This window comes from Paludibacillus litoralis (assembly GCF_037646705.1).
Lineage (GTDB): Bacteria > Pseudomonadota > Alphaproteobacteria > Rhodobacterales > Rhodobacteraceae > Pikeienuella > Pikeienuella litoralis.
In genome coordinates, this window is sequence record NZ_JBBHER010000006.1 from 236,409 (window position 1) to 253,924 (window position 17,516).

The following is a 17,516-nucleotide window of genomic DNA, read 5'->3' on the forward strand; positions in this document are numbered from 1 at the left end:
CCGGATATAGGGGGGCGGCCCGGCGAAATCACGGGTTGAGCCGCTCGACCTTCCACTCCGCCGCGTCCGGTCCGGGGCGGGTCCAGCGGAACCGGTCATGCAGGCGGAAATCGCCATCGGCCCAGAACTCCATCTCCACCGGCCGGATCCGGAATCCGCTCCAGTGCGGAGGCCGCGGCGGCTTCATCGGATACCGCGCGGCGAATTTCGCCACCTCCGCCATCAGCGCGGCGCGGCTTCGGAGCGGGCGAGACTGTCTGGAGGCCCAGGCCCCGATCCGGCTTTGATACGCGCGGGTGGCGTAATAGGCGTCCGCCTGCGCGGCGGAGACCGGCTGGACCGGCCCGCGCACGCGCACCTGGCGGCGGAGCGATTTCCAATGCAGCACCATCGCGGCCCGCGGATTCGCCGCCAGCTCGCGGCCCTTCGCGCTCTCGAGATTCGTATAGAAGACGAAGCCGCCGCTGGTCTGGCTGGCCTCGATCTCCTTCAGGAGAACCATGCGGACATTCGGCAGGCCGTCGGCGTCCACCGTCGAGAGCGCGGCCCCGCTCGGGTCGTTGATCTCGCTCCCGCCGGCGTCCTCCAGCCAGGCGCGGGCCAATGCGTAGGGGTCCTCGCCCTTGAAGATATCCCGCTTCGTCTTTTCGGCATCCTCGGCCATATTCGCGCTCCCGCCCGGCTCCCGCTCCATTCGCAGCTAAACGGCATCCGCGCCGCGCGCAAGCGTCCACCGCGTTCCTTGCGCCTTGCCCATGCGCCTCAAAACCCGTAATCGGGAGGCTGAGACAGGCCCCAGCGGAGAACGGTCAATGAGGGAACGAACGGGCCTTTTGGCCGGGAAACGTGGGCTCATCATGGGCGTTGCGAACAAGATGTCCATCGCATGGGCGATTTCGGACGCTTGCGCGGCGGAGGGCGCCGAACTCGCCTTCACCTTTCAGGGAGAGGCTTTGGAGAAGCGCGTCCGGCCGTTGGCGGCTTCGGTCGGCTCCGACATCGTGCTCCCCTGCGACGTCTCCGACCCCGCCTCGATCGACGCGGCTTTCGCCGAGATCGAAGCGAGATGGGGCAAGCTCGATTTTCTCCTCCACGCGATCGCCTATTCCGACAAGACCGAGCTGACCGGCCGCTATCTGGACACGTCCGCCGCGAATTTCGCGATGTCGATGAACATCTCCTGCTACAGCTTCACCGCCGTCGCGCAGCGCGCGGAAAAGCTGATGACCGATGGCGGCTCGCTGCTGACGCTGACCTATTACGGCGCCGAGAAGGTCATGCCGCATTACAACGTCATGGGCGTCGCCAAGGCGGCGCTGGAGACGTCGGTGCGCTACATGGCGATGGATCTCGGGCCGAAGAACATCCGCGTCAACGCGCTCTCGGCCGGCCCGATGAAGACGCTCGCAGCCTCCGGCATCGGCGATTTCCGCTACATCCTGAAATGGAACGAACTGAATTCTCCGCTTCGGCGCAACGTCACCCAGGACGACGTCGGAAAGTCCGGCCTCTATCTGCTTTCGGACCTTTCCTCCGGCGTCACCGGTGAATGCCATCACGTCGATTGCGGCTATCACGTCGTCGGAATGAAGGCGGAGGGCGCTCCGGACATCGACGCCGTCGTCGGGCGAAAATAAGGACGAGCGCATGATTCGGGAGCGGCTGCCGCATGAAAAAGGGTTCCATGTCTCATGGGACCAGATGCACCGCGACAGCCGCGCGCTCGCGTGGCGGCTGGAGCAGAACGGGCCGCTCGCCGGCGGCGCATGGAAGGCCGTGGTCGCCATCACCCGCGGCGGCATGGTCCCCGCCTGCATCATCGCGCGCGAACTCAATGTCCGCGTCGTCGACACCATCAGCGTGAAATCCTATGACAATCAGGCGCGGACCGGCACCGAAATACTGAAGGCGCCGGACGCGGACCTGATGAGCGACGGCGGCGCCGGCATTCTGATCATCGACGATCTCGTCGACAGCGGCCGGACGCTGGAGACCGTCCGCAGGCTGTATCCGAAGGCGCATTTCGCAACCGTCTACGCCAAGCCGAAAGGCAAGCCGATGGTCGACAGCTTCATCACCGAAGTCAGCCAGGACACCTGGATCTTCTTCCCCTGGGACATGGCGCTTCAATATGTGGAGCCGTATCGCCACGCCTGACGCCTGAATCCAGCGAGGGAGCCGCCGATGGCGGACAAGAGACGCTCTTTCGTCGTCATAGGCCTCGGAGCGTTCGGCTCGAGCGTCGCGAACGCGCTCGCGCGGCTCGAAAACTACGTGACCGGCATCGATATCGACGACAAGCGCGCCGCGCTGATGAGCGACGCCCTGTCGCAAACCCTGATTCTCGACGCGAGGGAGGAAGAGGCGCTGCGCGAAGCGGGGATCGACCAGCACGACGTCGCCATCGTCGCCATCGGCGACAATATCGAGGCGAGCATCCTGATCGCGATGAATCTCCGATTGCTCGGGCTGGAGAAAATCTGGGCCAAGGCGGCCGGGCGCACCCATCACCGCATTCTGACGCGCGTGGGCGTCGACCGGGTGATCGAGTCCGAGAACGAGATGGGCCAGCACATCGCGCAAATGCTGCACAACCCGGCGATGCGCGACTATCTCAGCCTCGGCAACGGGTTCCATGTCGTCATCATCGACGCGCCGGAAAGCCTGGCCGGCGAAACGATCGGCGCGCTGAAGCTATCTGAAAAATTCGGCCTGCGGGCGCTCGGCCTGATGCGCGGCGGGACCTTCCACGACTGCGCCGACGAGGCCGCCGCGCTGGAGAAGGACGACAAGCTCCTCATCCTGGGCAAGCCGCCGGAGCTCCGCCGCTTCGGCGACACGATCTGAACGCGCCATGGCCCGCTCCCTTCGCGAAAAGCTGCGACGGCGGGCCTCGCGCACGCCGCCGCCCGCGATCCTCGCCGGGCTCTATCTTCTCGTCGTGCTCGCCGGCGCGCTCCTTCTCAAGGCCCCGCCAAGCGTCGTGGACGCGGTGAGTTGGCCCGACGCTGTCTTCACCTCCGCCTCCGCGGTCACCGTCACCGGCCTCGCCGTGGTCGATATCGGGACCACGTTCACGCCGTTCGGCCTCGGCGTGATCGCGCTTCTGATCCAGCTTGGCGGGCTCGGCCTGATGGTTTTCGCCGTGTTCGTTCTCGCGGCGCTCGGCCTGCCGGTCGGGCTCGGCGCCCGCGCCTTTCTCCGGGACGATCTCAATCAGACCTCGCTGGCCGATCTGATGAGCCTGACCCGAACCATCCTGAAGGTCGTTCTCATCTGCGAGGCTGGCGGCGCCGCGGCGCTGCTCCCTGTTTTCGCGCCTGAATACGGGCTCTGGCCGGGGTTCTGGCATGCGGCGTTCCATTCCATCTCGGCCTTCAACAACGCCGGGTTCTCCACCTTCCCGCAGGGGCTCGTCCCCTATGCGCTCGACCCCATCGTGAACAGCGTCATTCCGCTTCTCATCATCACCGGCGGGATCGGCTATGTCGTCATCGCCGACATATGGCGGCGGCGGCGCTGGAGGGCGCTCTCGATGCACTCGAAGCTGATGCTCGCGGGCACGGCGGCGCTCATCGTCTCCTCCGTCGTCATTTTCGCCGCTCTCGAATGGTCGAACCCCCGGACGCTGGGGCCGCTCGGCGACCCGTTCGCCAAGCTCGCCGTCAGCTGGTTCCAGGCGGTCACGACCCGCACCGCCGGCTTCAACACGACGGATATCGGCGGGCTGAAGCCGTCGACGACGATGATGGTCATCTCGCTAATGGTGATCGGCGGCGGGCCGACCTCCACCGCAGGCGGGATCAAGGTCACGACGATCATGGTGATGCTGCTCGCCACGGTCGCCTTTTTCCGGCGGCGGACCGAGTTGAGCGCCTTTGGCCGCTCCATCGCGCTTCCTCAGATCCTGAAGGTGACGGCTCTGGTCTCGCTCAGCCTCATCATCATTTTCCTCGGCGTTTTCCTTCTCACGCTGTCGCATCAGGGCGCGTTTCTCGACATCGCCTTCGAAGTGGTCAGCGCTTTCGGCACCGTCGGCCTGTCACGCGGCGCGACGGGCGATCTCGATGGATTCGGCCGGGCGGTGATCATGCTGATCATGTTTGTCGGCCGGGTCGGGCCGCTGACGCTCGGCTTTTTTCTCGCGACGCAGAGCCAACCGCGCGTACGGTATCCGGCGGGAGAGGTCTATCTCGGCTGAATGCGCAGGGACCGTCGGGTTGACGTCATTCAATGGAAATGTTCCCCTGTAGCCATTAAAAATCGAGGGGTGAGCGAATGAGCATCAACGACCCGAGCGTCGGTGGCGGCGCGATCATCGAGACAGATTATGAAATAGGGCAAGACAATATGGACGGTCATGTTGGACCGTTCGGATTCGATATTCACAACCCTGTTTTCATGATTTCCGGTTTATCAATTATCGCCTTCGTATTCTATACTCTGGCTCTTCCGGAACAGTCCGGCGCGCTCTTCTCCTGGCTGTTCTCGGCCGTGACGCAGCAGTTCGACTGGTTCTTTTTCGGCGCCGCCGACATTTTCGTCATCTTCTGCCTCGCGTTGATCGTGCTGCCTTACGGGTCGGTCAGGCTCGGCGGCAAGGACGCGGTTCCCGATTATTCCTATATCGGCTGGTTCGCGATGCTGTTCGCCGCCGGCATGGGCATCGGGCTGATGTTCTATGGCGTCTCGGAGCCGCTGACCCATTTCTCCACCGCCTTTGGCGGCGTCACCATGGAGGATGGCGCGCGCTCCGACTGGGCGCCCCTCGGGGCCGCGGCCGGCGATCAGGCGGAGGCGATCCGGCTCGGCATGGCCGCGACCGTGTTCCATTGGGGCCTGCACCCATGGGCGATCTACGCGGTGGTCGCGCTCGCGCTCGCGCTTTTCACATATAACAAGGGGCTGCCGCTCACGATCCGCTCCGCGTTCCATCCGATCTTCGGCGACCGGGTCTGGGGCTGGACCGGGCATGTCATCGACACTCTGGCGGTTTTCGCCACGCTGTTCGGCCTCGCCACATCGCTCGGGTTCGGCGCGACGCAGGCGAACGCCGGGTTGAACCACCTCTTCGGCGTCCCCGTCGGGCCGACGGCGGAGGTGTTGCTGATCTCCGGCATCACCGCGGTCGCGACCATCTCCGTCCTTCGCGGGCTCGACGGCGGGGTGAAGGTGCTTTCCGAAATCAATATGGGCCTCGCCTTCGTTCTTCTCCTCTTCGTGCTCCTGGTCGGGCCGACGCTGGCGATCCTGACCGGGTTCGTCTCCTCTCTCGGCGCGTATGTGGAGTATCTGCCGGGCCTCGCAAACCCGCTGGGGCGGGAGGATACGAACTTCTCGCAAGGGTGGACGGCGTTTTACTGGGCCTGGTGGATCTCCTGGTCGCCGTTCGTCGGCATGTTCATCGCCCGCGTCAGCCGCGGCCGGACCGTGCGAGAATTCCTGATCTGCGTGCTTCTGATCCCGTCGATGGTCTGCATACTCTGGATGTCGGTCTTCGGCGGCGCCGCGATCCAGCAGGTGGTGCAGGACGGCTTCACCGCCGTGCAGGACGCGCCGCTGGAGCTGAAGCTCTTCCTGATGCTGGAACAACTGCCGCTCTCCTCCATCACCTCGCTGATCGGGATCGTCCTCGTCATGGTGTTCTTCATCACCTCGTCCGATTCCGGCAGCCTCGTGATCGACACGATCACCGCCGGCGGCAAGGTGGACGCTCCCGTCCCGCAACGGGTGTTCTGGTGCGTGTTCGAAGGCGCGGTGGCGATCGTCCTGCTGCTGTCGGTCGGCGGGCTCGCCTCGTTGCAATCCATGGTCATCTCGACCGGGCTGCCGTTCACCGTCGTGCTCCTGCTGATGTGCGTCGCGATCGTCAAGGGATTGGCGAGCGAGCCGCGCTAGGCGGAGCGGCCCGGCGCCGGGCGCGTCGCCAGATTCGCATCGGAGCGCGCGCCGGAGGCCCGGCGCGCGCTTCGCCTTTTCGACGGACAGGGCCGCGGCCGCCAGCCCCCTGACGATCCCGCCTACGGACGCGCGACCCATCTATCCTCCGCCCGGACTCGTCGATATCCTCTCGACCGTGAGCGCCGCCCGGTTGGCGGCCCGCGCATGAGGAAAGATCCGATGGCTCTTGAAAGCGTCGACTGGAGCAAGCTGCCGAAGCCCGAGGATGACGGCGGCGCCGATCATCTGACCGGCGCAAGGCTCCCAGCCGCGCCGCTGGATGCGACCGATGGAGCGCGCGTGAACCTCGCCGCGCTGCCCGGCCTGACCGTGATCTACGCCTACCCGATGACCGGCCGGCCGGACGTCGCGCTCCCCGAAAACTGGGACATGATCCCCGGCGCGCGCGGGTGCACGCCGCAGAGCTGCGCCTTCAGGGATCATTTCGAGGACCTGACGAAGCTTGGCGTCGATCATGTTTTCGGCCTCTCGACCCAATCGACCGCTTACAAGACGGAGGCGGTCGAGCGCCTCCATCTGCCGTTTCCGCTTCTGTCCGACAGCGACCACCGCTTTTCGGACGCGCTCAGGCTGCCGACGATGACCGTCGAGGGGAATCGCCTGACGAAACGCCTGACCATGATCGCGCGCGACGGCGCGATCCTGGCGGTGAACTACCCGGTGTTCCCGCCCGACCGCGACGCCCGCACCGTGATCGCCTGGTTGAAGGCGCGCGCGCTCTAGCCGCCCGGCTCACCGACCGCGAAACAACCCGCCGAGCAGCCCCCGAACCAGACTTCTGGTGATCTGCGAGCTGGCGGTTCGCGCCACCTGTTTTATCACCGCCTCGCTCACGCTGTCCGAGCGGCGGGAGGATCGGGACGTCTTCGCTTTCGTCGCCGGCTGATACCGGCGGGCGTGGCGGTGCTCGTCGGTCTCGCGCCAACGCGGGGCCGCGTCGTCGCCCCGATAGGCGCGCCCGCGGCTCCGCCCGCCCCGGGCGCCGTCATCGGCGGGCGCGCGTTCCGGCTCGGGCGCGGCCTCCGCCTCCCGCGCCGCCGCCTCCGCCGCCGCTTTCAACATCTCGTACGCGCTTTCGCGGTCGACCGCGACATCGTAAACCCCGGCGACCGGAGACGCCGCGATGGATTTCTCCAGACCGGCGGGCGTCGCCGGGCCGAGCCGCGAAGACGGCGGCCGAACAAGCGTTCTCTGGACCACGGACGGCGCGCCTTTCGTCATCAGCGTCGAGACCAGCGCCTCGCCGACGCCAAGCCCCGTGATCGCCTCTTCCGTATCGAAATCGGGGTTCGGCCGGAACGTCTCCGCCGCCGCCCGCAGCGCCTTCCGGTCCCGCGGCGTGTAGGCGCGAAGCGCATGCTGCACCCGATTGCCGAGCTGGCCCAGAATGTCGTCCGGCACATCCGCCGGATTCTGGGTGATGAAATAGACCCCTACTCCCTTCGACCGGATCAGCCGCGCCACTTGCTCCACCTTGTCGACCATGGCCTTCGGCGCGCCATCGAAAAGGAGATGCGCCTCGTCGAAAAAGAAGACGAACACCGGTTTGTCCGGGTCGCCGACCTCGGGCAATGTCTCGAAGAGTTCGGAAAGCAACCACAAGAGGAAGGTCGCGTAGAGACGGGGCGCGTTCATCAGCCGGTTGGCCGCAAGGATATTCACCCGCCCGCGCCCGTCTGGCGCCGTCGCGATCATGTCGGACAGATTCAGCGCCGGCTCGCCGAAGAAGGCGTCTCCGCCCTCCCCTTCGAGCACCAGCAGCCGCCGCTGGATCGCCCCGACCGTCGCTGGCGCGATATTGCCGTAGCGCAGCGACAACTCCTTCGCCCTCTGGCCGACATGAACCAGCAGCGCCTGAAGATCCTTCAGATCGATCAGCAGCAGCCCATCCTCATCCGCGACCCGGAAGACGATGTTCAACACGCCCTCCTGCGCCTCGCTGAGCTGGAGGAGCCGAGACAGCAGAAGCGGACCCATTTCGGTGATCGTGGTGCGGATCGGATGCCCCGCTTCGCCGAAAAGATCCCAGAACACCGCCGGAAACGCGTCATAGCCGTAATCGTCAAAACCGATTTTCTCCGCGCGGGAGACGAAGGCGCCGTGCAATTTATGCTCGTGCGAGCCCGCCTCGCAAAGCCCTGTGAGATCGCCTTTCACATCGGAGAGAAACACCGGAACGCCGGCGGCCGAGAAGCTTTCCGCCAGGATTTGCAAGGTGACCGTCTTGCCCGTCCCGGTCGCGCCCGAGATCAGGCCATGCCGATTCGCATATTTCAGCAGGAGCGTCTGCGGCTCGGCGTAACCGCCGCCGCCGATGAACACCCGGTCCATTTCAGTCATCGCATCGCCCGCTCCGCGTATTGTGCCGGTTTGCACATCTCTGGTTAACCGAAGCGGGCTATCTTGAACAGGCGAGCGGTTCTTTTTCGGATATTCCGGAGAGGGGCGCCCGCACTCCTCCCTGTCGGACTCGGCCGCGCTTCGGCGCGGCCCTTTTTTTTCAATCGGCCGAGGCTCGTTTTCCGTCACTCATCGCCATAAATGCGCCAGTTTGAGCGCCGTCGCGGGGGCGTCGTTTTTCGTTGACGCCGACATGGGTTCCGAATAGCGTCCGTTCAGAACTTGCCACGGCCAGTTCGACAGGGAGAGAGAAGAGGCGGAGAGTCTCGTGGGAAGGGCGCTCGTAAGAGCGCCTTTTCTTTGCTAATTTGCCTGTAACGCCGCAGCGAGCTTTCACCGCCTTGATTTCGAACGCTGTGACGCTCATCAATCGGTGACGGAAATTCGCGCGCCTCCGGCGCAAAAGCTGACAAGGGAACGCCAAAAGTGCTTCGTAAAACGACCGCCGCCCTCTTCGCCGCCGCCCTTGGTTTCATGCCGCAAATCGCCGGCGCGCAGGACCAGGCGCAAGGCGCAACGACGCTGAAAGCGACAAACGGGGCGTGGGAGGTTCGCTGCAGCACCGCCAAGCCCGACGCCTGCATCATGACGCAGGTCGGAAACCGCGAAGACGGCAAGCCGGTGCTTCGCGTCGCCCTCCGCAAGACCGATGGCGCGAAGGGGCCGAACGGGGCGCCGATCGCCGCCGTCATCCAGATCGACGCGCCGGTCGGCGTCCTGCTGCCGGCGGGGATCGAGATGAAGATCGACGGCCGCGAGATCGGCCGCGCCGCCTTCCAGGTTTGCGACGCGCGCGCCTGCATCGCCAGCGAGCCGGTCCCGACGGACTTCGTCAATCAGATGAAGAACGGGGTCAAGGCGGTGCTGTCGATCATGGCCGTGAATGGCGAAAAGGCGGATGTTCCGATCTCGCTCTCCGGGTTCACCAAGAGCTTCGACTCGCTCTGAGCCCTCGCCGGATCGCGGCGCCGAGCGGCCCCTGACCCCGCCGAGGCGGGCGCTCAGATCTTCCTGAACGCCAATACGGCGTTCAGGCCGCCGAATGCGAAAGAGTTGGACAGCGCGGCGCCCACCGGACGCTCGCGCGCGGTCATCGGAGTGACGTCGAGCGCGCAATCCGGATCCGGCTCGTCATAGTTGATCGTCGGCGGGATGACGCCCTCCGTCAGCGCCATCAGCACCGCCGCCGCCTCAAGCGCGCCCGCCGCGCCGATGCAATGCCCATGCATCGACTTGGTGGAGGAAATCGAAACCCGCTCCGCCGCCGCGCCGAACACCTCGCTGATCGCGGCGCATTCCGTCCGATCGTTCGCCGCGGTCGCGGTGCCATGCGCGTTGACATAGGCGACCTCGTCCGGCGCCATCGCCGCGTCGTCGAGCGCGGCGCGCATCGCCCGCGCCGCGCCGTCCAGGCTCGGCATGACGATATCCGACGCGTCGGCCGACATGCCGAATCCGACGATCTCGCCCCAGATCCGCGCGCCGCGCGCTCTGGCCCGGCCCATCTCCTCCAGCACGAGCACGGCGGCGCCTTCGCCCTGAACCATTCCCGACCGATTCAACGAAAACGGCCGGCACGCGTCGCGCGACATCACGCGCAGCCCCTCCCACGCCTTGATCACGCCGAAAAAGAGCGGCGCCTCCGCGCCGCCGGTCACCATCACGTCCGAGACGCCGGAGCGGACCATCTGGAACGCCTGGCCGATGGCGTGATTGGAGGATGAACAGGCGGTGGAGACCGTCCAGCTCGGCCCTCGCAAACCATAGGACATGGAGATCTGGCTGGCGCCCGCGCTGGTCATCAATCGCGGCACGATGAACGGATGGACCCGGTTCTTTCCATCCTGAAACACGGCGCGGTAATTTCCGTCGATCGTCTCCATCCCGTTGAGCGCGGTGCCCATCACCACGCCGGTCTTCAGGGATTCCTCCTCCGTCAGCTCAAGCGCCGCATCCGCGACGGCCTCGGCGGCGGCCGTCAGCGCCATCTGCGTCGTGCGGTCGAAGAAGCTCAATTGCTGGCGATCGAACAGGGCGGCGCCGTCGAAATCGCGCGCCTGCGCGCCGATCCGGACGGAAAGCCGCTCCACATCGGTGATCTCCAGCGTCGAGACGCCGTCCCGCCCCTCGCGAAGCCCCGCAAGATGCGACTCCCGATCGAGCCCGAGCGCGGACACGACGCCTATGCCGGTGACGGCAACCCGACGAGGCATCTTCAGCCTTTCGCCGCGAGCAGGTTTTTCACGGCCGCGACGATGTTCGCGACTGAGGATATGTCGAATTCCGACGCGCCCGGCTCATTCGCGTTGAACGGAACGGAGATATCGAACGCCTCCTCGATGGCGAAGACGATCTCCACCAGCGCGAGGCTGTCGAGCCCAAGACTCTCAGGAGACGCGTCGAGGCCAACCTCGTCGCTTCCAAGCATCGCCTGTTCAGCAATGATGGCGATGATTTTCCGCGCGACATCGTCGGTCATCGTCCACCTCTCAGCATTGATCTTTCCGCTCTGTACAGGCTCGCTCCCGCGACGGGAAGGGTGAGCTGCGTTCGCCGCGGTCCCAAAAAGGCGAGGACCTCAGCTTTCCGCGCCAACCCCGACGCCCTTGGCCCTCAACGCGGCGAGAATGCGCGCATCGCGGCCATAGACGTCGGCGCGGTACTCGGGCCGGCCGGTCTCGTCGACCCACGCCGTCCGATACTCGAGATGGATCGGCACCGGAGTCTCGAGCCGGATCGTCGTCTCCCGGCCGCTGGCGAGCACCCGCGCGATCAGCGCGCCCGGATCGTCGCTCTGCGGCGCCAGAAGCGCTTCCGCGAGCCGCATCGGGTCCTGGACCCGAACGCATCCATGGCTGAAGGCGCGCGCGTCCTTGGCGAAAAGCCGCTTCGACGGCGTATCGTGCAGATAGATCGAGAAGTTGTTTGGGAACATGAACTTCACCCGCCCAAGAGAATTCCCGCCGCCGGGATTCTGCTTGACGGCGAAGGGAAAGTCGCTCGCGGAGTAGAGCGACCAGTCGGTGAAGGCCGGGTCAGGCGCCGGGTCTCCGGTGCGGGAGACCAGCCTCATGTTCTGCCGGCTCAGATAACCCGGGTCCTCCTGCAGCCGCGGCAGGATCTCCTTGGCGGCGATGCTGCGCGGAACATGCCATGTCGGATTGAACACGAGATGGTCCATCTCGTCGGAGAATTCCGGCGTCCTGTTCCGCCGCGAGCCGACGATGACGCGCTCCTCGAAGAGGATGACGCCGTCTTCGATCAGCCGCACGGTGAAGTCGGCCTGATTCACATCGACATAGCGCCGCTCGGGGGCGCGATTGGTCCACCGCAGCCGCTCCAGGTTCACCAGAACCTGACCGATCCGGTCATCGACGCTCGCGTTCATCTCCCGGATCGTCCGCATGCCGATCACGCCGTCCTCATTCAGCCCGTGGCGGCGTTGAAACGCGCGCACGCTCGCCTCCAGAGCCGAATCGTAGATATTTGCGAGGCCGATCCCTCCCGGCGCATGATCCCCAAGCGCGGTCAGCCGCGCCCTGACGGCGGCGACCCGCGCGTCCACGTCGCCCGGTCGAAGCGCGCGGCCCTCCGGCGCCGGCGGGCCCCATGCGTCTCGCGGGGTGGCGCGCAACTCCGCCAGATGCGCCACGAGGCGCGAATAAGTCGGCGCCGCCGGCGTCAGCGAGGCGAGCACCGGCGCCAGCGTCCTCGTCGACGCGACCCGGCTCAGGAGCCGCCCCTCGTCGATGGCGGGCCGGCGCAAATGCAGATCGCGGTCGACCGACCGCGGCTCCAGCACGCCCGTCGAAAGGTCGCGCGCGTATGTAAGAAAGGCGCGGGTCAAGGCCAACTCGGCCTGAGCGACACGCGCCGGATCGCCATTTTCCGCCGCCCGCAGCGCGGCGCGAAGCCGGTCCACCGGATAGCCGGCCGCCGGCAGGCCCTGCGTTTCCGCATCGGCCAACGCGATAAGCAGCTCGCGCGCCAACGCGTCATCGCCGTCAGGCCCGATCCAGAGATCCCGGTACGCCGACGCCGCATAGTGAGCGCGCGCCGCATCCCCGGCCACGCCCCGCTCCGCGAGCGCCGCCTGAAGCGCGACGCCCCGCGCCGCGCCCTCGGTCGCGCCGCTCCCGGCCGCGCCCATCGCGAGAGCCGCGCCAGCGGAAAAAAGGCTCAACGCCGCCCCTGCGACAATAACGCGCATACTGTGTCGAATATCGGACACTGTTGCCCCACAGATACAATTAAGATTCGCTGCCCTCAGATTAGCCCGGGCGGAGCGATCATTCACGATTATCCCGTGCGCCACTGAAAGTTACGCTCACAAAGTGTGAAAAAAGACGCAGTGACACCCGCCCAAACCCCGGATTCGAGCGGATTCCGGGCGAGCCCGTGCAGCGAAACTACAACTTGCCCGGGTTTCCCGTTCAGAAGACATTCACTTTAAGAGGCAATGAATTCGGCGACTTAAGCTGGATCGTTCAGAACGGACCGAGGACAGAGTGACAAACATCACAGAGAACAGGGCGCATCTCACGCGTCGCAACGCATTCGGGCTGCTCGCCGGCGCGGCGGCCCTGGTCACGGCGCCAAAAGCCTTCGCCGCCCCGGCGACGCTCACCGGCGCCGGAGACATTCGCCGCGTGCATCTGACGAACCCGCGCACCGACGACAAGGTCAACACCGTCTACTGGGTCGAGGGCGAATACATTCCCGAAGCCAAGGCGGAGATCGACTTCATCCTGAGGGACTGGCGCGAAAATCTGATGATCGACTATGATTTTCGGGCGCTCGACATTCTGGCGGCGACCTACCGCCTGCTGGAGACGCAGGAGCCGATCAGCGTCGTCTCCGGATACCGGAGCCCGGTGACCAACGCGCTTCTCCGGCGGCGGAATCGCGGCGTCGCGCGCAACAGCTATCATCTCAAGGGCATGGCGATCGACCTCCAGATGAAGAGCCGCTCGCCCACCCAGATCAGCCGGGCGGCGAAGAAGATCGGCGGCGGCGGCGTCGGCGGTTACCGGACGTTCACCCATATCGACAGCGGCCCTGTCCGCGCATGGGGACGCGCCTGACTCTCAGTCCGCTCTGACGAGAAAGATCCGAATGGCCCGGCGCATGCCGGGCTTTTTCGTTCCGGATCCGCGCCGGGCGAGCGACGCTCAGGGCCGCACGGCCCCCGCGCCCTCGACCAGATATTTGAAGCTGGTCAGCTCCGCCGCGCCGACCGGGCCGCGCGCGTGCATCCTGCCGGTCGCGATGCCGATCTCCGCTCCCATGCCAAACTCGCCGCCGTCGGCGAACTGCGTCGACGCGTTCCGCATCAGGATCGCGCTGTCGAGATGCGAGAAGAACCGCGCCGCCGCCTCATCGTCCGCGGTGATGATGCAATCCGTATGCTCCGAGCCGTAGCGGCGGATATGCGCGATCGCGCCGTCGACGCCGTCCACCACCTCCGCGGCGATGATCATGTCGAGGAACTCGCGGCCGAAATCATCGGGCGCGGCCGGAACGACGCCGGGCAGCGCCCGGAGCGCCTCGCCTCCCCGCACCTCGACGCCGGCCGCGACCAGATCCGCGATCAGCGCGGCGCCCAGCGTCGGGAGGATCTCCCTGTCGATCAGCAGGCATTCGGCCGCGCCGCAGATCCCGGGCCGCCGGGTCTTGGCGTTGAGCACCACGCGGCGCGCCATCTCCGCGTCGGCCGCGCGATCGACATAGACATGGCAGATCCCTTCGAGATGCGCGAAAACCGGCACGCGCGCCTCCGCCTGCACAAGAGCGACAAGCCCCTTGCCGCCCCGCGGCACGATCACGTCGATCCATTCGGCGGCGCCGAGCATCGCGGTGACGAAGGCGCGATCCCGCGTCGGCGCGATCTGCACCGCGTCCTCCGGCAGCCCGGCGCGCCGCAGCCCCTCGATCAGGCAGCCATGGATCGCGGTCGCGGAATGGAAGCTTTCCGAGCCGCCCCGCAGAATCGCCGCGTTGCCGGACTTGAGGCAAAGCCCCCCGGCGTCCGCGGTCACGTTCGGCCGGCTCTCGTAGATCACGCCGATGACGCCGAGCGGGGTCCGGACGCGCCGGATCCGTAGCCCGTTCGGCCGCGTCCAGTCCGCGATCACCTCGCCGACCGGATCGGGCTGCGCTGCGACGGCGCGAAGCCCGCCCGCCATGCCGGCGATCCGGTCCGGCGTCAGCAGGAGCCGGTCGAGCATCGCCGCGGAAAGCCCTTTTGACGCCCCGAACTCCATATCGCGGGCGTTGGCCGCCTCGATCTCGCCGGCGCGCGCGTCGATCGTGTCCGCCGCGATCTCGAGCGCGCGCCTCCGCGCGGCGGCGGGCGCCGTCGCCAAAGCCGCGGCGGCGGCGCGCGCGCGCGCGCCGATCTTCGCCATCATCGCCGATGCGTCCTGAACCGGGTCGCCCATCGCTTCGCCTCCCGTCAACTCCAGATCACCATGTCGTCGCGATGCGCCATCGCCGCGCGGCCCGGATGGCCGAGCGTGACCGCGATGCGGGCGGAATGGAGCCCGATGATCGCCTGCGCCTCGGCGGCCGAATAGCCCGCGAGCGCGACGCCGAGGCCCGCGCCCGCCTCGTCCGCGATCAGCACCGGATCGCCCCGGCCGAAATCGCCCTCCACCGCCCGGACCCCGGCCGGCAGCAACGACTTGCCGCGCCTGAGCGCCGCCGCCGCGCCGGCGTCGATCACCAGCCGGCCTTCCGGCGGCATCGCCGCGATCCATTGCTTGCGCGCCGCCCGCGGGCTGGCCGTCGGGGCGAACCAGGTCGCCGCCGCGCCGGATTCCAGCGCGCGAAGCGGCCGGTCCCGGTCTCCGCGGGTGATCGCCATGGCGCAGCCCGCCTTCATCGCGGCCCTGGCGGCGATCAGCTTCGTGCGCATGCCGCCCTTGGCCCCGGCGGTGCCGGCGCCGCCGGCCATCGCCTCGATCTCGGGCGTGAGCTCCGTCACCAGGGGAATCAGCCGCGCCGCCGGATCCACGCGCGGATCGGCGTCGTAGAGCCCATCCACGTCGGAGAGCAGCACCAGCGCGTCGGCCCCCGCCATCGACGCGATCTGCGCCGCCAGACGGTCGTTGTCGCCATAACGGATCTCGTCGGTCGCCACGGTGTCGTTCTCGTTCACGATCGGAATGACGCCAAACCCGAGCAGGGTCTTCAGCGTCGCCCGCCCATTTAGATAGCGCCGCCTGTCGCGGGTGTCGTCCAGCGTCATCAGCACCTGCCCCGCCTTCAGGTCATGGGGCTCCAGCGCCTCTTCATATGCGCGGGCGAGCCGGATCTGCCCCACCGCGGCCGCCGCCTGCGCCTGCTCCAGCGCCAGCGGGCCGGGGCCAAGAGCGAGCGCGCGCCGGCCGAGAGCGATCGAGCCGGACGAGACCAGAAGAACCTCCGCCCCCCGCGCCCGGAGCGCCGCCGCATCCGCGGCCAGCCCCTTGAGCCAGGCGGACCGGAGCGCGCCCGTTTCGGCGTCGACCAGAAGCGCGGAGCCGATCTTCACCACCACCCGCCGCGCCGCCGCGAGGCGCGGCGCGGCGCTCAGGGCCTCCACGCGCCATCCTCCCCTCCGGCCGCGCCCTCGGCATTGCGGCGCCGCTCGATCTCGATCCGAAGCGCCCGGAGCGCGCCTTCCACCCCCTCGCCCGAGACCGCGGAGAGAAGCCGCACGGTCCCCACGCCGGCCGCCTCCAGCGCGGCGCGCTTTTCGGCCGCTTCTTCGGCGGAGAGCGCGTCGATCTTGTTCAGCGCGACGATTCGCGGCTTGTCCGCAAGGCCCGCGCCATAGGCGTCCAGTTCGGCGCGGATCATTTCGTAATCCGTCACCACGTCGGCGGATGTCCCGTCGATCAGATGCAGGAGGATCGCGCAGCGTTCGACATGGCCGAGAAACCGGTGGCCGATGCCGCGCCCTTCATGCGCGCCCTCGATCAGGCCCGGAATGTCCGCCAGCACGAACTCCCGGCCATCGACGCCGATGACGCCAAGCTGCGGATGCAGCGTGGTGAACGGGTAATCGGCGATCTTCGGCCGCGCGTTCGAGGTCGCGGCGAGGAAGGTGGACTTTCCGGCGTTCGGCGCCCCCACCAGCCCCGCGTCCGCAATCAGCTTGAGGCGAAGCCAGATCGTGCGCTCGATCGCCGGCTGGCCCGGATTGGCGCGGCGCGGGGCCTGATTGGTCGAGGACTTGAAATGCAGGTTGCCGAAACCGCCGTTGCCCCCCCGGGCGAGAACCACCCGCTGACCGAGCTCCGTGAGGTCTGCGATCAGCGTCTCGCCGTCCTCCTCGAGGATCTCGACGCCGATGGGCGCCTTCATGACCACGTCGGCGCCGTCCTTGCCGGTGCGCTGGCGGCCGGCGCCCGGCCGGCCGGCGCCGGCGCGGAAATGCTGCTGATAGCGATAATCGATCAGGGTGTTGAGCCCGTCGACCGCCTCGATGATCACATCGCCGCCCCGGCCGCCGTCGCCGCCGTCGGGGCCGCCGAACTCGACAGCCGCTTCACGCCGGAAGCTGACGGAGCCATCGCCTCCGGCGCCGGCGCGAATATAGACTTTCGCGAGATCCAGAAATTTCATGTCGTCGCCTCCGGGCCGAATTCCATGGCGAACAGACGATGGCGCGCCATTCCGCCCCGCGCGACGGAAAAGAAGGGCGCGGCCCCCGTCTCCTCGAACCCCGCGTTCCGCAACACGCGCGCCGAGGCCTCATTCTCCTCCACGACGCGCGCCTCCAGCCGCCTCACGCCCGCCGCGCGCGCCGCCGCCACGACGGCGCCCGCGGCTTCGGACGCGTACCCGGTGCTCCAGAAAGGCGGCCCGACCCAATACCCGAGCTGAAAGACGCCCGCCGTCTCCGCCGGGCGCAGGCTGATGACGCCGATGAATTCCGGCCCGTCGATCCCGCTCGCGTCCATGACCCAGAGGCGCCCCGCGAATCGATTGGCGAGGATTCGTTCGATGAACGCCTCCGCCGCCCCCGGAGGATAGGGATGCGGCACGTGCTCCAGCATCTCCGCGACGCGCCGGTCCCCGGCGTAAAGCGCCATCGGGCCGGCGTCCGCCGCGCGCGGCGGCCGGAGCGTCAGGCGCTCGGTCGCGATACTCTCGGGCAGGCTCATCCA

Annotated in this window: 17 protein-coding genes; 8 read left to right on the forward strand and 9 right to left on the reverse strand. The window is 67.3% G+C overall.

Annotated features, from left to right (window positions below; genetic code table 11):
- Nucleotides 1-28 precede the first annotated feature (28 nt).
- Nucleotides 29-664, reverse strand: coding sequence for a pyridoxamine 5'-phosphate oxidase (gene pdxH, locus WG921_RS12315; RefSeq protein ID WP_340109535.1), 636 nt, complete (start codon nt 662-664; stop codon nt 29-31).
- Nucleotides 665-812: 148 nt separating this feature from the next.
- On the opposite strand from pdxH, the gene fabI reads away from it, so the two are divergent.
- From fabI to WG921_RS12345, 6 genes are all read left to right on the forward strand, one after another.
- Nucleotides 813-1,637 carry an enoyl-ACP reductase FabI gene (gene fabI, locus WG921_RS12320; protein ID WP_340109536.1) on the forward strand — a complete coding sequence of 275 codons (825 nt, stop codon included), beginning with the start codon at nt 813-815 and terminating at the stop codon, nt 1,635-1,637.
- Nucleotides 1,638-1,650: 13 nt separating this feature from the next.
- Nucleotides 1,651-2,157: a xanthine phosphoribosyltransferase gene (gene gpt / locus WG921_RS12325; RefSeq protein ID WP_340109639.1), complete on the forward strand. Its 507-nt coding sequence runs from the start codon at nt 1,651-1,653 to the stop codon at nt 2,155-2,157.
- Nucleotides 2,158-2,184: 27 nt separating this feature from the next.
- Complete coding sequence (locus WG921_RS12330; protein ID WP_340109537.1) at nt 2,185-2,847, forward strand: potassium channel family protein; 663 nt, start codon at nt 2,185-2,187, stop codon at nt 2,845-2,847.
- A gap of 7 nt (nt 2,848-2,854) precedes the next feature.
- Nucleotides 2,855-4,201 carry a TrkH family potassium uptake protein gene (locus WG921_RS12335; RefSeq protein ID WP_340109538.1) on the forward strand — a complete coding sequence of 449 codons (1,347 nt, stop codon included), beginning with the start codon at nt 2,855-2,857 and terminating at the stop codon, nt 4,199-4,201.
- A gap of 77 nt (nt 4,202-4,278) precedes the next feature.
- Nucleotides 4,279-5,898: a BCCT family transporter gene (locus WG921_RS12340; protein WP_340109539.1), complete on the forward strand. Its 1,620-nt coding sequence runs from the start codon at nt 4,279-4,281 to the stop codon at nt 5,896-5,898.
- A 222-nt stretch (nt 5,899-6,120) separates the two neighbouring features.
- Nucleotides 6,121-6,684 carry a peroxiredoxin gene (locus tag WG921_RS12345; protein ID WP_340109540.1) on the forward strand — a complete coding sequence of 188 codons (564 nt, stop codon included), beginning with the start codon at nt 6,121-6,123 and terminating at the stop codon, nt 6,682-6,684.
- A 9-nt stretch (nt 6,685-6,693) separates the two neighbouring features.
- On the opposite strand, the gene WG921_RS12350 is transcribed toward WG921_RS12345, so the two are convergent.
- A complete protein-coding gene (locus WG921_RS12350) occupies nt 6,694-8,292 on the reverse strand; it encodes a helicase HerA-like domain-containing protein (protein ID WP_413788590.1) in 1,599 nt (532 codons plus the stop codon).
- Nucleotides 8,293-8,787: 495 nt separating this feature from the next.
- Here WG921_RS12350 and WG921_RS12355 point away from each other — a divergent pair, with 495 nt between their 5' ends.
- Entirely contained in the window at nt 8,788-9,309 is a 522-nt protein-coding gene (locus WG921_RS12355; RefSeq protein WP_340109542.1) for an invasion associated locus B family protein, read from the forward strand.
- Nucleotides 9,310-9,362: 53 nt separating this feature from the next.
- Here the strand turns inward: WG921_RS12355 and WG921_RS12360 are convergent, their stop codons facing one another.
- The 3 genes from WG921_RS12360 to WG921_RS12370 all read right to left on the reverse strand — a co-directional run bounded on the left by WG921_RS12360 (nt 9,363) and on the right by WG921_RS12370 (nt 12,544).
- On the reverse strand, nt 9,363-10,574 hold the full coding sequence (locus WG921_RS12360; RefSeq protein ID WP_340109543.1) for a beta-ketoacyl-[acyl-carrier-protein] synthase family protein: 1,212 nt from the start codon (nt 10,572-10,574) through the stop codon (nt 9,363-9,365).
- Nucleotides 10,575-10,576: 2 nt separating this feature from the next.
- Complete coding sequence (locus WG921_RS12365) at nt 10,577-10,840, reverse strand: acyl carrier protein (RefSeq protein WP_340109544.1); 264 nt, start codon at nt 10,838-10,840, stop codon at nt 10,577-10,579.
- A gap of 99 nt (nt 10,841-10,939) precedes the next feature.
- Entirely contained in the window at nt 10,940-12,544 is a 1,605-nt protein-coding gene (locus tag WG921_RS12370) for a L,D-transpeptidase family protein (RefSeq protein WP_340109545.1), read from the reverse strand.
- Nucleotides 12,545-12,869: 325 nt separating this feature from the next.
- Here WG921_RS12370 and WG921_RS12375 point away from each other — a divergent pair, with 325 nt between their 5' ends.
- Entirely contained in the window at nt 12,870-13,445 is a 576-nt protein-coding gene (locus WG921_RS12375) for a DUF882 domain-containing protein (protein ID WP_340109546.1), read from the forward strand.
- 87 nt (nt 13,446-13,532) lie between these two features.
- Here the strand turns inward: WG921_RS12375 and WG921_RS12380 are convergent, their stop codons facing one another.
- From WG921_RS12380 to WG921_RS12395, 4 genes are read right to left on the reverse strand one after another with little or no spacing between them, the layout of a single operon-like run.
- Nucleotides 13,533-14,801 carry a glutamate-5-semialdehyde dehydrogenase gene (locus WG921_RS12380; RefSeq protein ID WP_340109547.1) on the reverse strand — a complete coding sequence of 423 codons (1,269 nt, stop codon included), beginning with the start codon at nt 14,799-14,801 and terminating at the stop codon, nt 13,533-13,535.
- A 14-nt stretch (nt 14,802-14,815) separates the two neighbouring features.
- Nucleotides 14,816-15,946, reverse strand: a complete 1,131-nt coding sequence (gene proB / locus WG921_RS12385) for a glutamate 5-kinase (protein WP_340109548.1) — start codon at nt 15,944-15,946, stop codon at nt 14,816-14,818.
- Complete coding sequence (gene obgE, locus WG921_RS12390) at nt 15,934-16,971, reverse strand: GTPase ObgE (RefSeq protein ID WP_340109549.1); 1,038 nt, start codon at nt 16,969-16,971, stop codon at nt 15,934-15,936. The genes proB and obgE overlap by 13 nt, the downstream gene beginning before the upstream one ends.
- Nucleotides 16,968-17,513: a GNAT family N-acetyltransferase gene (locus WG921_RS12395; RefSeq protein WP_340109550.1), complete on the reverse strand. Its 546-nt coding sequence runs from the start codon at nt 17,511-17,513 to the stop codon at nt 16,968-16,970. The genes obgE and WG921_RS12395 overlap by 4 nt, the downstream gene beginning before the upstream one ends.
- Between the last annotated feature and the right edge of the window lie 3 nt (nt 17,514-17,516).